The sequence below is a fragment of the Pseudomonas sp. LBUM1649 genome, assembly GCF_059716155.1.
This window is the reverse complement of sequence record NZ_CP166807.1, coordinates 1,324,051-1,338,161: the sequence shown is the minus strand read 5'-3', so window position 1 is coordinate 1,338,161 and position 14,111 is coordinate 1,324,051. Positions and strand designations below refer to the sequence as shown.

Below are 14,111 nucleotides of genomic sequence, written 5' to 3'. Positions count from 1 at the left end.
GAAGCGTATTTATGACAGCTCCACAGCGCCTCACCGACCGTAAACGCGAAGCCATCATTCAGGCGGCGATTGTCGAATTCCGTGCCAATGGTTTCGACATCACCAGCATGGACAAGATTGCCGCCACCGCCGGTGTGTCCAAGCGCACGGTGTACAACCACTTCCCTAGCAAGGAAGAATTGTTCGCCGAAATCCTCAATCAATTATGGGTCCGGGTATCGGCGGAACAGGAAGCGCCCTACCGCACCGACCTGCCCTTGCGTGACCAGTTGCGTCAACTGCTGACGGCAAAACTGCAGATGCTTAGCGATGAAAATCTGCTCGATCTGGCGCGGGTGGCCATCGCTGCGACCATCCACTCTCCCGAGCGCGCGCAAAGCATGGTGACCCGAATGGGTGAGCGCGAAGAAAACCTGACCCTGTGGATTCGTGCCGCCCAGGCCGATGGACGTTTGAAAGCGGTCGACCCGGAATTTGCCGCACAACAGGTCTATGGAATGCTCAAATCCTTTGCCTTCTGGCCGCAGATTTCCATGGGGTTGCCAGGTCTGTCGGCCGAGATGCAAGGCACCGTGGTGGAGTCGGCGCTGGACATGTTTCTGGCCTGGTATGAGTTGCAATAAATGACAATCTCGACCGCGGCCTAGAACGATTGATCGCTGCGATTTTTACCGGGCAATGTGTTTCAGAATGAAACTCGCGCTGAGGCTGTAGTGAGCTGGCAAGCCAAAGGCCTGATCAGCCTACGGCAACTTTAGCACCCGCCCCAACTCGTCAAACAGTGTCACCACCGAGCGCAGGGCGCGGCAATCCGGGCGGGTCAGCAGCCACAGCGCGGTGTCGTATCCGTGCAACGGCTCGCCCAGCGGCTGTAATCCGTCACCGATCAGAAAGTCCGGCAACGCCGCCACGCCCAACCCCGCCCGCACCAGTTCGGTGACCGACAGCATGCTGTTGCAGCGATAACCCGGCATCACCCCCGGCAATGCCTGGCGGCGCCAAGCCACTGTCGGATGATCAGGCAGAAAGTCGTCGGGGGCGATCCAGGTCAGTGACGCCAGATCGGTCGCATCGACCGCTTGCAGATAACCGGCACTGGCACACACTCGGTAGGAAATCCCCGCCAGACGTCGCCCCACCAGATGTTCCGGTGGTGCACGGGTCAGGCGCAGGGCGATGTCGGCATCGCGGCGGCTGAGGTTGGCAAAGTCGTTGGACGTACTGAGCTCAAGGGTCAACGCCGGATAGTTCGGCATGAACTGCGCCAGCGCCGGCAACAGCAAACCTTGCAGGACCGAATCGGTGCAGGTCAGGCGCACGGTACCGCTGACGACTTCGCCGCCCTGCTCCACGCCGACCCTCGCGGCTTCCAATGCCTGTTCGGCACGCTCGGCCTGCTCCGCCAGGCCTTGCGCCAGCGTGGTGGGCAGGTAACCGGCGCGGCTTTTTTCGAACAACGGCTGGCCCAGCGCGGCTTCCAATCGACGCACGGATCGAAATACCGTCGAGACATCCACCCTCATCAGCTGCGAGGCCCGGGCCAGGGAGCCGCCACGTACCAATGCGAGAACCAGGGCCAGGTCCGGGTAGTCCAGTCGATAGTGCGTCGTTGCATTGATCACTTGGGAAAATGCCCATATTGAGTGCGTTAACGCCAATTTATAGTGGGTGCCAGGAATCAACAAGCGCCGAGGTCACCCATGGAAAACCGCGTCATTCGCATCGCCCTGATCGGCGATCACGACCCGCAAGTCACCGCCCACCAGGCCATCCCTGTGGCGCTCGGCATGGCCGCCGAACACAGTGGCCGAAACGTGCAAGGGCAGTGGCTGGCCACTGATAGCCTGCATGCCGACACGCCGCTCAGCGGGTTCGACGGTTTCTGGTGTGTGCCCGCCAGCCCTTATCGCAGCATGGACGGAGCTTTGCGAGCGATTCGTTTTGCCCGTGAACAGCGGCGGCCTTTCCTCGGCACCTGCGGCGGTTTTCAACACGCGGTGCTGGAATACGCGCGCAACGTGCTCGGTTGGTCGGATGCCGAACATGGCGAGACTGCACCCGATGCACCGCGGGCATTGCTCGCGCCGCTGGCGTGCTCACTGGTGGAGACGGTGGACACTATTCATTTGCTGGAAGGCTCGATGATCGCCAAGGCGTATGAAACCTCGGAAATTCGTGAGGGCTATCGCTGCCGCTACGGCGTGAATCCTGAATTCGAACGGGAACTGCTCAAGCACGCACTTCACGCTGTAGGCCATGATGCCGAGCACGGTTTGCGCGCGGTCGAGCTCAGGGGTCATCCGTTCTTTGTCGCCACGCTGTTCCAACCGGAGCGCGCTGCACTCAAGGGCACCCTGCCGCCGCTGGTGCGGGTCCTGGTCCAGGCCTGCGCGGTGCAGCAGTCATGATCGCCAATACACCGCCGGCGCCGTTTTACGCGGTGATCTTCACCTCACTGCGTACCGAGGGGGATCAGGGTTACAGCGACGCCGCCGAGCGGATGGTCGAGCTGGCGCGGGAACAACCGGGGTTTCTCGGTGTGGAGTCGGCCCGGGGTGAGGACGGGTTGGGGATCACTGTATCGTACTGGGCCAGTGAGGCGGCGATCCTGGCGTGGAAGCAGCATCCCGAACACCGGGCGATCCGTGAGCGCGGGCGTTCGACCTGGTATGCGCAGTGTGATACGCGGGTGTGTCGGGTTGAGCGGGCGTATGGGTTCACGCAGTAGCGATGGCGGCCTGACAGCCGACCTGTTGTTTGTTGACGTAGTACATATCCATTGCTGCGGTAACGGCCACTTATGGTTCCGCTCTTACAGCGAGTCACTTGGAAGAGCCCTGTAGGAGCGAGCCTGCTCGCGATGGAGGTCAACGATTACGCGGGGAGCCTGACACCCCGCGGTGCTCTCTGGTTTTTCGCGAGCATGCTCGCTCCTACAGGGCCCGCCGCGATGGGCCATCCTTGGCCCAGCGCGGCTAACCCGGCATCCATGCCGGGTTGCCCACTGCGCAGAACCGGAACGAAGCCTCTCGATATAGGTTGTCCGTTCCTTTCCTCTTCCATACTTCGGTGTCTGGAAGTCAGTTTTAATCAAGGGAAGGAGCATGCACCTGTGGGCTACGAATATGCCTCTCAAGCACGCGATGATTACCTCCTCACCTTCGAGCCCACAGGTGCGCTTGCGCCCTCTAACGAATACTCAGGGAAAGCCCGACACGGCTCTCTATATCGCTTTCGCTGGACGTAAGCATGCATGTTCCTGCATGTACTTTAGCGCCTGTGGAGGTTGTTGATGCAAACGCTCCTGTCTCAGAAATTCACTGCTTATGTCGGAATAGATTGGGCAGATACCAAGCATGACGTGTGTTTGCAGGTCGCGGGGGAAACCCGGCGGCACTTCTCTGTCATCGACCACACACCCCAATCGATTGATCGTTGGGCGAAATCGTTGTTTGAGCGCTACGGCGCTCCGATCGCGATTGCTCTTGAGCTCAACAAGGGCCCGTTGGTGGCGGCCCTGCAAAAGTACGAGTTCTTTTGCCTGTTTCCAATCAATCCGAGCACCTTGGCCAAACACCGTAAAACCTTTGTCCGCAGCGGTGCCAAGGATGATCCGACCGATGCTCAATGGGCGCTTGAGTTGTTGCTCACCTATCCCCAACGGTTTGCGCAGCTGATGCCGCAAAGCCCGGCCATGCGTATTTTGGCCAGCCTGACAGAACATCGACGTGCACTGGTTGATGAGCGAGTGAAGGTCAGCAACCGCTTGATCTGTACGCTCAAACAGTATTATCCATTGGCCCTGGAGCTGTTTAGCAGTCATGACACCGTGGTGTTCTGTGACTTTCTGATGCGCTGGCCCACGCTTGAGCACATCAAGCGTTCTCGCCAGAGTACTTTTCTCAAGTTCTTTAATGAGCACAACGCTCGTCACGCTCAACTCAATCAAACGCGCTGGGAAATCATCACCCAAGCGATGCCTTTGACACAGGACCCGGGGGTAATACGTCCTTCGCAGTTGTACGCAACAGCCTTGGCGTCGCAACTCAAAGGGCTCCTTTCCACCATCAAGGATTTTGATCGCGAGATCGAAGAAACGGCCAGCACCTTGGCCGATTACCCGATCTTTAAGGCACTCCCTGGCGCCGGCCAACATCTTGCGCCGCGCCTGATGGTGGCTTTTGGTGAACAGCGTGATCGATTTAGCGACGCCAATGCGATGCAGCGATATGCCGGAATCGCACCCGTTACCGAGCGTAGCGGAAAGAAGAAAGTCGTGTATTGGCGCTACCAATGCTCAACCTTCTTGCGTCAGACCTTTGTCGAATGGGCCGCTCACAGCATCACTCAATCAACGTGGGCCGAGGCTTATTATCGGCAGCAGCGGGCTAAAGGCTGCTCATACCAGGCGACCCTGAGAGCACTTGCTTTCAAGTGGATCAGAATCGTCTATCGCTGCTGGAAAAACGGCACCGTCTATGACGAAATGGCTTACTTGCAGGCTTTAACGCGGCGCGGATCAACGTTGGTAGAGGCGCCGATGGAGGTAGTCACAGGTTGACGGACAGGCTCAGGGCGTGAGGGGGCAAGAAAATCAAAAGCCAAAGCAACAGCCAAAGCGAGGCGGCCTACCGGCCGGCCTGATTGGGAGCCGTATGCATTTCCCCTGGTAGGAGCCTGCGCAGCGCCGAAATCTCCGGCACATCTTGCCGATTCATGTACACCCGCAGCGGTTCGGTGATGTTGATGCGCTCGTCGACGTTCTGGTCCAGCAACAACTGTATCAACTCGCGCTTGAGTGTCATGGTCTGTTCGGGGCCGGGTACCCAGACGAATTCGCTGGTGGGAATGATGCCGTCGTCGGCCACGTCCATGCCGAACGCGTCTTCGCTGAAGCGCACGATGTAGTGGCCGGTCTTGCGATTGAGGCCGACGAAGCCCTGGAGCTGGTCGGCGGCCTGGCAAATGAGCTGGGAAGTGATGCGCATGCAAACCTCACAAAAGGTCGAAAAAGGACCGGTGAACGATGGTTTACACGCAAGGCCAGGGGATGGATTCCCTCTGCCGGGGAATTTTCCGAGGCCAAGAATACTGCAAGCCAGCGCACAAAAGCGCGGTAAAAAATCTGCTTTGAACCGGTTTATGTCGGTCTGGCGATAGCGCTTGTCGGGTTCAATTGTCAAAAGAGATCTCTTTGAAACCTATCGCGAAAGGATCTCGACCATGCCGGCTAACCTCCCCCAAAGCGCCCTGCTCCTGAGTTTGCTGCTTGGCCTCGGCCAGGCCCAGGCCGCCAGCGAACCCGGCCCCGCCGCACTGGCCACCCGCGTGGGCATTCCACACCCGGCGGTGATCGCCCACCGTGGCGCGTCTTTCGATGCACCGGAGTCCACCGCTGCCGCCTACAGACTGGCCCGTGATCTGGGCGCCGATTATCTGGAGCTGGACCTGCAGCGCAGCAAGGATGGCGTGCTGTTCGCCCTGCACGACAACAATTTGCAACGCACCACCGACGTCGCCAGCAAGTTCCCCGAGCGCAAGGACAGCCCGGCCAATGCCTTCACCATGGCCGAGCTGAAAACCCTGGATGCCGGCAGCTGGTTCAACGCGGCCTACCCGGATCGCGCACAGCCTGCGTTTGCCGGCCTGAAAATCCTCACCCTCGATGAAATCATCGACATCGCTCAGGGCAATCCGCTGCACAAGCCTGGCCTGTACATCGAAACCAAGGAGCCCAAGCAGTTTCCCGGCATCGAACGTGACCTCAAGGAAAAACTCCAGGATCGTGGGTGGCTGAGCCCCGCGGGTTCGAAACTGGCCAAAAGCGCGCTGGGCGTTGGCCAGGGCAAAGGCAAGGTGGTCCTGCAAACGTTCGAGAAGAGCAGCCTCGAATTGCTGCAAAAGGAAATGCCGCAGGTGCCGAAGATCCTGCTGCTGTGGGTTGGCGAAGGCAACATCGAGCCAAAATCGACAGTGACCTTTTCCGAATCCGGAGATAAGGACAAGGCCGCCTACTACGCCAAACAGCAACCGAAAGACAAAGCCGAGTTCCAGCGCTGGGTCGACTACGCCAAGGCCCAGGGCGCGATTGGCACTGGCCCGTCCGCCGCGCTGACCCAGGGTGGCGATCAAAGCTACGCCGACCTGGTGCAACCGTGGATGAACCAGTACACCCACGATCAGGGCCTGCTGGTACACGTCTACACCATCGATGAGGCGGTGGATTACCAGAAGGTCATGGAGGCTGGCGTCGACGGCATTTTCACTAACCGCGCCAGCGAGCTGCTCAAGTTCTACAAACGCCCGGCGGCGGCGAGTGTGGCGCAGGTGCTGCGCAACAATGGGTACTGATCATTCGACTCAAGGGAATTTAAGGGTGAATTAAGTTGCCACAGTTAATCTGATCCCACTTAAACAGTTCACCCAAGGAATGAACCTAATGAAAACCCTGACTGCTCTGTTCACCGCTGCCGCCCTGACCCTCACCGCCGGCCTGGCCCAGGCCAAGGACGTGCCCGTCGACCAGATCCCGCAGTTGGTCAAGGAGGGCAAGATCAAGTCGCTGGAAGAGCTGAACCAGGTCGTGCTGAAGTTGCACCCCGGCGCGACGATTACCGACAGCGACCTGGACAAACACTCCGACATCTACGAGTACGAAGTCGAGTTGCGCGATGCCACCAATGTTGAATGGGACGTGGACCTGAATGCCGCCACCGGCGAAGTCCTGAAGAACAAGAAAGACGACTGATGCACACAGCAAAAAGCCGCACGAGTTCCCGTCGTGCGGCTTTTTTGCATCTAGACGGTGCAGATCAGACGCCTGCAGCCACTCATCACGCACTCAACCGCGCCGTTACCTCGTTCAACTGCCCCGACAACCCGTGCAGGTTGTTGCTTGCCGTTTCGGTACGCTGCACGTTGTCCAGATTGGTGCTGGCGATGCTGGTGATCTCGGTGAGGTTGCGCGAGATGTCTTCGGCCACTGACGTCTGCTCTTCGGCGGCGGTCGCGATCTGGCGGTTCATGTCGCGTATGGCTTCCACGGCCAGGGTAATGCGCTCCAGCATGGCGCCGGCCTGGGTCACTTGCTCGACGCTTTCGTCGCTGCGCGCCTGACCGTTTTCGATCGCCTGGGCCGCGTTTACCGCACCGGTTTGCACGGTTTGAATGATCTGGTTGATCTCGATGATCGATGCCGCCGTACGCTGGGCCAGGCTGCGCACTTCGTCAGCCACCACCGCGAAACCACGCCCGGCTTCACCGGCACGGGCCGCCTCGATGGCCGCGTTGAGCGCCAGCAGGTTGGTTTGCTCGGCGATGCCGCGAATCACTTCCAGCACTTTGCCGATGCGCCCGCTGTCGGTTTCCAGCTGCCGAATGACCGTGGCGGTGTTGGCGATTTCACCGCGCATCCGGGTGATGGTGTGAATGGTGCCCTGCATGACTTTTTCGCCCTGCTGGGCCGACTGGTCGGCGTCGTCAGCCGCGCGCGCGGCATCCACCGCGTGACGAGCGACTTCCTGTGCGGTGGCGGACATTTCGTTCATGGCCGTGGCGACCTGATCGGTGCGGTTGAACTGTTCGTGGGTGCCACCGGCCATCAAGGTGGCGATCGAGTTCAGTTCACCGCTGGCACTGTCCAGGTCCGAAGCACTGCGTTGCAAACGACTGAAGGTTTCTGCGAGGAAATCGCGCAGGGTGTTGGCCGCCATCGCCAGCTTCCCCAGTTCGTCCTGACGGCGGCTGTCGACGTGCTCGGCGAAACGGCCATGACTGAGTTGCGCCACGTACTCGATCAACTGGCGGATCGGCTCGACCAGATTGCGGTTGACCAGCCACAGGCTCAGCATGCCGATCAACAACCCTGAGGCCAGCATCACAATGATCCCCAGCCACACCGTCCGCTCTGCCGCGGCGCTGATCACCGTGGATTGCTCGGCGCCCTGCTTGCGCAACGCGCTGACCAGTTCGCTCATCTGATCGCTGGTCGCACGGTCCACACCCTTGACCGCGCTGTCGCCAACCGTTGGATCGGCGCCGGCGGCCACGAAGGCATCGCGGCCTTTCTGATACGCCGCGCCCAGCAGGCGATGTTCGTCCCGCAGGCGTTCGATGCGCGTCTTGAGCAGCGGCTCGATCCCCTTTTGCCCGGCCAGCTCGCCAAGAATGCGCTGCACATCACCTTGACGGTCTTCGAACTGCTTCCAGTATTTGTCCAGGTCAGCTGGTTGCTTGCCGCGCAGCAAGACGTTTTTCCACTCCTGCACCTGCACCTTGAACTGCAGGTTGGCTTCATCGATCAATTGCGAAGTATGCAGCGGTCCTTCGATCAGATTGGCGTAGTTCTGGACTCCGCTGGACAGAAAGTGAAAGCAGGCCAGGGCGATCAACAGCATCGCGAACAGGCTGCCGCTGAGCAGGGCGAGAACTTGCGCTCTCAAGGACTTTTGCAAAAGCATCGAAGGGTACTCATGGCAGGAATGAGGCACGCCCGGATCATGGCGTGAAATAGGTCCAGACATCCCTGTCCGCGACCCTGGCTGATGGCTGAGGGCGCGCAACTTAACCCAAGCGTAATCGGCGTGCCAGAGCAGTTCTTGAGATAAATCCGACCACCGGCAGCTCAATTTTTTGCAGCAACTGACCGTCACAAAACCGTCATCCAGCCTTGCAATGATGCGGCTCACGTGAACCTGTAAAAACACGCGACAGGCGCCCCCCATGCGAGCCCTCATGAACCACAGCATCGATCACAGCCATCGCGATCCGGATCTGTTCGGCCTGCTTTACGGTTTCAGTTTTCGCCCCGGTGAGCGCGGCCAGGAGATCGATTCGGCCAGGGCATTGCAGTACCTGCAACACCCGCAAGACGCCGAGCAATTTCTCTGGCTGCACTTGAACCTCGCCCATGCCGCGTGCGAGCGCTGGATGAAGAGCCATCTGGAACTGCCCGACGAGTTTTTCGAAGCCCTGCATGAAGGTTCACGGTCGACGCGCATCGAGCATGTCGATTCGGCGTTGCTGGCGGTGGTCAACGACGTGGTGTTCAACCTCAGCAGCATGACCTCCTCCGATGTCTCGACACTGTGGGTCTGCGCCCGCAGTCGACTGATCATCAGCGCACGCCTGCAACCGCTGCATTCGGTGGACAAGCTGCGTTCGTCGGTAAAGGCCGGTGAATGCTTCCGCTCACCGTTGGAATTACTGGTGCATCTGCTGCGCGACCAGGGCGAAGTACTGACCCAGATCGTGCGCAAGACCAGCCTGAGCGTGGATCAGATCGAAGACGAACTGCTGTCCTCGCGCCTGTCGACCAACCGCGCTGAACTGGGGGCCAATCGCCGGGTGCTGGTGCGTCTGCAACGCCTGCTGGCGCTGGAGCCTGGGTCGTTGCTGCGCCTGCTCAATCGCCCGCCTCCCTGGCTGCAGAAGGAGGACGTCAAGGAGCTGCGCAAGTCCACCGAGGAGTTTGCGTTGATCATCAACGACCTCACGGCACTGGGCGAACGGATCAAGCTGCTGCAGGAGGAAATCGCCGCCAACCTCAACGAACAGAGTAACCGCACCCTGTTCACCCTGACGGTGGTGACGGTGCTGGCCTTGCCGATCAACATCATTGCCGGTTTCTTCGGCATGAACGTCGGCGGGGTGCCGCTCTCACAGGATCCGGAAGGGTTCTGGATTCTGGTGGCACTGGTTGCGACCTTTACCGTGATTGCAGGGCGCTGGGCGTTTCGCAAGCGCCAGGATTTGTAGGCGCGAGCGATCTTTCGATCGATGGTCGCCGCGACCACCCAACTGTTCTGAAACACCGCAATCCTTGTAGGAGCGAGCACGCTCGCGATGGTCGTCAACGATAACGCGGGGAGCCTGACACCCCACGGCGTTCTCCAGTCCATCGCGAGCGTGCTCGCTCCTACAAAAGGTCATGCGTTGCTGTGTTCGCGCATTAGCACCCGCTCGCGCACCACGTCATACCCCCAGTGATAAACGTAGGTGTACGGTAGGAAAAACAGCAGCACGCCGATATCCAGCAGGAACGCTTGCCACAGGCTGACATTCAGCCACCACGCAATCAACGGTACGCCGAGGGCGACCAGTCCGCCTTCGAACAACAGCGCGTGCACCACGCGGACCCAGGCGTTGTGCGCAATGGCTAAACGCTTGAGCACGCGGTCGAACAGGCCGTTGAAGACCACGTTCCAGGCCAGGGCCAATAGGGCAATGACCACCGTGACAGCGCCCATTTCCAACATGGGTTTGTCCATGATCCAGGCCAGCAACGGCGTACAGATCAGGATGGCCAGCAGTTCGAAACCGATGGCCTGGAAAATACGTTCGGTAATGGATTTATTGGCGCTCATGGCCTGACTCCTTGAGTGACGATGATTGCCATGATCCAACTTCAGACCGATACTTCATAACCAATAACCATCGATCAAGGCGATAGTTCATGGCCTCCCAGGAAGTGTTGCAGGCGTTCGTCCAGGCCGCGACCCAAGGCTCGTTTTCCGCGGCGGCGCGCAAGCTGGGCCGCAGCCAGTCGACCATCAGTGCCGCCGTGGCCAGCCTGGAAATCGATCTGAACCTGACGCTGTTCGACCGCAGCAGCCGCAAACCCAGCCTGACCCCCGCCGGGCACGTCATGCTGCAACGGGCCGAAGAGATCCTGGCCGCCACCAGCCGCCTGGAAATGACCGCCAGCCAACTGTCCCAGGGCGTCGAGGCGAAACTGACCGTGGCGATTTCCGACACTTACCAATCCGACCGCTTCGAAGCGGCGCTCAGTGCATTCGAGCCACGTTATCCAGACCTGGAACTCGAATGCCTGATTGCCGAATGCGCTGACCTGGTGGCACTGGTGCAAAGCGGTCGGGCCCACGTCGCCTTCGCCGAAATGCAGGACAGCTACCCGCCGGACCTGGTCAGCTCGACCGTGGAGGAACGCACGGAATTCGCCCTGTTCGTGTCCCGCGAGCATCCGCTGGCCAACCAGAAAGGCATTGACCAGGACGCGCTGCAACAGCATCGCGAACTGCGCCTGGCGACCATCGTCAATCCTTACGAAAGCCGCGCCAAGGGACGGGTCTGGTCGGCACCGAGCTACCTGATGCTGCTGGAGATGGCCCAGGGCGGATTCGGTTGGGCGCCGCTGCCACGTTGGCTGGTAGGACGTTTCGGCGCGGGGTCGTTGCAGGAACTGGAGGTGCGCGGCTGGCCGAAAACGGTGTCGGTGGATGCCTTATGGTCACGCTTGCATCCGCCCGGGCCGGCGGGTAGCTGGTTGCTGGGCAAGATGCTGGAATAGTGGTGCAGCTACCGGCCTCATCGCGAGCAAGCTCGCTCCCACAGTGGATCTTCAGTGTTCACTCGATCCTGAACTGACCCCTAAATGTTGGACGGTCTTTGTCGCTAGCCAGCGGATCGTGTTCTGTATTCCACAGGGCTCAGTCCGCCGAGCTTCGATTTGATTCGGTCATGGTTGTAGTAACGGATGTACTTGTCCAGGCCCGTTTGCAGTTCTTCTATGCTTTCAAAACGGTTGAGGTAGAAAAACTCCGACTTCAGTGTTCCGAAAAAGCTCTCTATCACCGCATTGTCCAAGCAGTTCCCCTTTCTCGACATGCTTTGCTTTATGCCTCGATCCTTCAGGGCATGCTGGTATCGGGGCTGTTGGTATTGCCAACCCTGGTCGGAGTGGAGCACCAAATTAACCGGGCCTTGGAGCTGTTCAATAGCCTTATCCAGCATTTCGGTTACCAATGCAAAACTCGGTCGGGTATCGATCTGGTAGGCCAGGATCTCGCCGTTGTACAGGTCCATGACGGGCGACAAGTAGAGTTTCTTCAGCCCGACCTTGAACTCCGTAACATCGGTCACCCACTTCTGGTTAGGCCGCTGCGCGAGGAAGTTACGCTCCAACAGATTCGGCGCTATTTTGCCGACCAGGCCTTTATAAGACCGATATCTTTTTGGACGCACCAGCGACTTGAGGTTCATGTCTTCCATCAAACGCTGAACCCTTTTTTCGTTGACTGGCTCATTTTTGCGAATCGCCAGGGTAATACGTCGATAACCGAAGCGCCCCTCATGCTCGTGATAGAGGCTCTGGATAGTGGCTTTAAGGTCCGCATGCTTGTCAGGTTTCTGGAGTGCGCCGACCTGGTAGTAAAAGGTACTGCGCGCGAGATTGGCCAGTCTGAGCAGAGCATCCAAGGGAAACCTCGAGCGCAGCGCTATCACGGTGAGCGTTTTTTCTTGGGGGGATGGCTCCTGTTCGGAGCCTCCCTTATTTCCTCGAGCTTTTTTAGGTAGGCATTCTCCATGCGCAGATATTCAAGCTCGGCCTTGAGTTGCTCCCGGCTTTTCGAATCATCATCTACGGGCTGGGACTGGTTCTGGACAGGCGATTTTTTTGGCATGGAGACAGTCTTTTTTCTCTTGGGTACAGACAGGTCATCAAGACCGCCACTGTAATACTGGCGCTCCCAAATGCCCACCTGCGAAGACTGCCCGAGCCCAAACCGGGTTGCGACCTCGCGACAGGAAAGTCGTTCTTTGCGCATACATTCAACGACCGAACGCTTGAACGCCGCACTGTAGTGGTGACCATTCGCTCGCAGACCCGCACTGCCATGGACTTGAAAAGCGGCAACCCAGCGTCGCAGGAGACTGCAATCAATCGAGTAGCGATTGGCGATTCTGCGAAACCCATCGTCGCCGTTGATGTAGGCCTTAATGGCTGTGATTTTGAACTGCACGGAATACTTGCCCATGGAAACACCCCCAAAAGTCAGGATCGGTGTCCAACTTTTGGGGGGCAGTTCATCCTGTGGGAGCGAGCTTGCTCGCGATGGGGCCGGCAAAAATCACATCACTCCATCGACCGCAATCGAGCTTCAATAAACCGCCGCTCCGGCGCTTGCTGGGTCAGCTCCAGCGCCCGCTCGTAAGCCGACCGCGCCTGCTCCACCCTGCCCAACTGCCGACAGAACTCCGCCCCCGCCGAATGCGCCAGGTGGTATTCGAGCAGGTCACCACGCGCCAGAATCGCCTCGACCAGCGTCAGCCCTGCCAACGGGCCATCGCGCCGGGAGATCGCCGCCGCCCGGTTCAATTCGATGACCGGCGACGGCCACGCCCGCAGCAACACCTCATACAGCCCGACGATCTGCGCCCAGTCAGTTTCCTCGATCGATGGCGCTTCAGCGTGCACCGCCGCAATCGCCGCTTGCAGGCAATACGGACCGAATTGTCGGGTACCCAATGCCCGCTCTACCAGCGCACAGCCTTCGGCGATCATCTGCGCGTCCCACAACGTGCGCTCCTGGTCGTCCAGCAAAATCAAGTCGCCGTCCGCGCAGGTCCTGGCCAGGCGCCGGGACTCGTGTAACAACATCAGGGCCAGCAAGCCCATGACCTCCGGATCCGGCAGCAACTCCAGCACCAAACGCCCCAGGCGAATCGCTTCGCGGGTCAAGTCTTCGCGGGTCACCTGCGCGCCGACGGACGCCGAATAGCCTTCGTTGAACACCAGGTAAATCACCCGCAGCACGCTGTCGAGGCGCTCGGGCAGTTCCGCAAGGGACGGCACCTGATAGGGGATTTTCGCGTCGCGGATTTTCGCCTTGGCGCGCACGATGCGCTGGGCGATGGTGGCCGGCGCCGAGAGAAAGGCCCGGGCGATTTCTTCCGTGGTCAGGTCGCAGACTTCGCGCAGCGTCAACGGCACCTGTGCGTCAGGCGCCAGTGCCGGGTGACAACAGGTGAAGATCAGGCGCAGGCGATCGTCTTCCACGTCTTCGTCACTCCAGTCGGCCTGTTCCAACGCCTCCAGTTGCGCGACCAACAGCGGTCGGGACGCCGCAAAACGTGCGCGCCGGCGTAGCACATCGATGGCCTTGAAACGTCCGGTGGAGACCAGCCAGGTGCGCGGATTGTCCGGTACGCCGTCCTGCTGCCAGCGTTCGACCGCCACGAAAAACGCTTCGTGCAACGCCTCTTCGGCCAGGTCAAAATCGCCGAGCAGGCGAATCAGGGTCGCAAGAATGCGTCGCGACTCCTGGCGATAAACCTGCTCGACCCTGGCCTGTACCGACAGCCCCGGCATC

14 protein-coding genes are annotated in these 14,111 nt (G+C 59.7%); 8 read left to right on the top strand and 6 right to left on the bottom strand.

Features of this window, described 5'->3' with window-relative positions; translation table 11 throughout:
- Positions 1–11: 11 nt before the first annotated feature.
- Positions 12–623, top strand: a complete 612-nt coding sequence (locus ACA058_RS06055; protein ID WP_497638280.1) for a TetR/AcrR family transcriptional regulator — start codon at positions 12–14, stop codon at positions 621–623.
- A gap of 120 nt (positions 624–743) precedes the next feature.
- On the opposite strand, the gene ACA058_RS06050 is transcribed toward ACA058_RS06055, so the two are convergent.
- The gene (locus ACA058_RS06050; protein ID WP_497638279.1) at positions 744–1,685 is read right to left on the bottom strand and encodes a LysR family transcriptional regulator; all 942 of its coding nucleotides are present in this window, start codon (positions 1,683–1,685) and stop codon (positions 744–746) included.
- Between the two features lie 15 nt (positions 1,686–1,700).
- Here ACA058_RS06050 and ACA058_RS06045 point away from each other — a divergent pair, with 15 nt between their 5' ends.
- From ACA058_RS06045 to ACA058_RS06035, 3 genes are all read left to right on the top strand, one after another.
- Entirely contained in the window at positions 1,701–2,408 is a 708-nt protein-coding gene (locus ACA058_RS06045; RefSeq protein WP_497638278.1) for a CTP synthase C-terminal region-related (seleno)protein, read from the top strand.
- A complete protein-coding gene (locus tag ACA058_RS06040; protein WP_497638277.1) occupies positions 2,405–2,728 on the top strand; it encodes an antibiotic biosynthesis monooxygenase family protein in 324 nt (107 codons plus the stop codon). Before ACA058_RS06045 ends, ACA058_RS06040 begins: the two co-directional genes overlap by 4 nt.
- A gap of 564 nt (positions 2,729–3,292) precedes the next feature.
- A complete protein-coding gene (locus tag ACA058_RS06035; RefSeq protein ID WP_497635127.1) occupies positions 3,293–4,561 on the top strand; it encodes an IS110 family RNA-guided transposase in 1,269 nt (422 codons plus the stop codon).
- A 67-nt stretch (positions 4,562–4,628) separates the two neighbouring features.
- Here the strand turns inward: ACA058_RS06035 and ACA058_RS06030 are convergent, their stop codons facing one another.
- The gene (locus tag ACA058_RS06030; protein ID WP_497638276.1) at positions 4,629–4,988 is read right to left on the bottom strand and encodes a DUF2025 family protein; all 360 of its coding nucleotides are present in this window, start codon (positions 4,986–4,988) and stop codon (positions 4,629–4,631) included.
- Positions 4,989–5,223: 235 nt separating this feature from the next.
- Between ACA058_RS06030 and ACA058_RS06025 the strand changes: the two genes are divergently transcribed.
- Entirely contained in the window at positions 5,224–6,351 is a 1,128-nt protein-coding gene (locus ACA058_RS06025; protein ID WP_497638275.1) for a glycerophosphodiester phosphodiesterase, read from the top strand.
- An 88-nt stretch (positions 6,352–6,439) separates the two neighbouring features.
- Positions 6,440–6,748, top strand: coding sequence for a PepSY domain-containing protein (locus ACA058_RS06020; protein WP_497638274.1), 309 nt, complete (start codon positions 6,440–6,442; stop codon positions 6,746–6,748).
- Positions 6,749–6,833: 85 nt separating this feature from the next.
- On the opposite strand, the gene ACA058_RS06015 is transcribed toward ACA058_RS06020, so the two are convergent.
- Positions 6,834–8,459: a methyl-accepting chemotaxis protein gene (locus ACA058_RS06015; protein WP_497638273.1), complete on the bottom strand. Its 1,626-nt coding sequence runs from the start codon at positions 8,457–8,459 to the stop codon at positions 6,834–6,836.
- A 274-nt stretch (positions 8,460–8,733) separates the two neighbouring features.
- Between ACA058_RS06015 and ACA058_RS06010 the strand changes: the two genes are divergently transcribed.
- Positions 8,734–9,756 (top strand): transporter, encoded by a 1,023-nt coding sequence (locus ACA058_RS06010; RefSeq protein ID WP_497639869.1) that lies wholly within the window; start codon positions 8,734–8,736, stop codon positions 9,754–9,756.
- Positions 9,757–9,926: 170 nt separating this feature from the next.
- Here the strand turns inward: ACA058_RS06010 and ACA058_RS06005 are convergent, their stop codons facing one another.
- Positions 9,927–10,364 (bottom strand): multidrug/biocide efflux PACE transporter, encoded by a 438-nt coding sequence (locus ACA058_RS06005; RefSeq protein WP_497638272.1) that lies wholly within the window; start codon positions 10,362–10,364, stop codon positions 9,927–9,929.
- A gap of 89 nt (positions 10,365–10,453) precedes the next feature.
- Between ACA058_RS06005 and ACA058_RS06000 the strand changes: the two genes are divergently transcribed.
- Entirely contained in the window at positions 10,454–11,308 is an 855-nt protein-coding gene (locus ACA058_RS06000) for a LysR family transcriptional regulator (protein WP_497638271.1), read from the top strand.
- A gap of 104 nt (positions 11,309–11,412) precedes the next feature.
- Here the strand turns inward: ACA058_RS06000 and ACA058_RS05995 are convergent.
- Together ACA058_RS05995 and ACA058_RS05990 are read right to left on the bottom strand one after the other, a co-directional pair.
- Positions 11,413–12,776 (bottom strand): IS3 family transposase gene (locus tag ACA058_RS05995; RefSeq protein ID WP_497638270.1). Its coding sequence is split into 2 segments (ribosomal slippage): positions 11,413–12,311 and positions 12,311–12,776, totalling 1,365 coding nucleotides; the frame shifts between segments, so codons are not numbered across the junction.
- Positions 12,777–12,874: 98 nt separating this feature from the next.
- On the bottom strand, positions 12,875–14,110 hold the full coding sequence (locus tag ACA058_RS05990; protein WP_497638269.1) for an RNA polymerase sigma factor: 1,236 nt from the start codon (positions 14,108–14,110) through the stop codon (positions 12,875–12,877).
- Position 14,111: the final 1 nt, after the last annotated feature.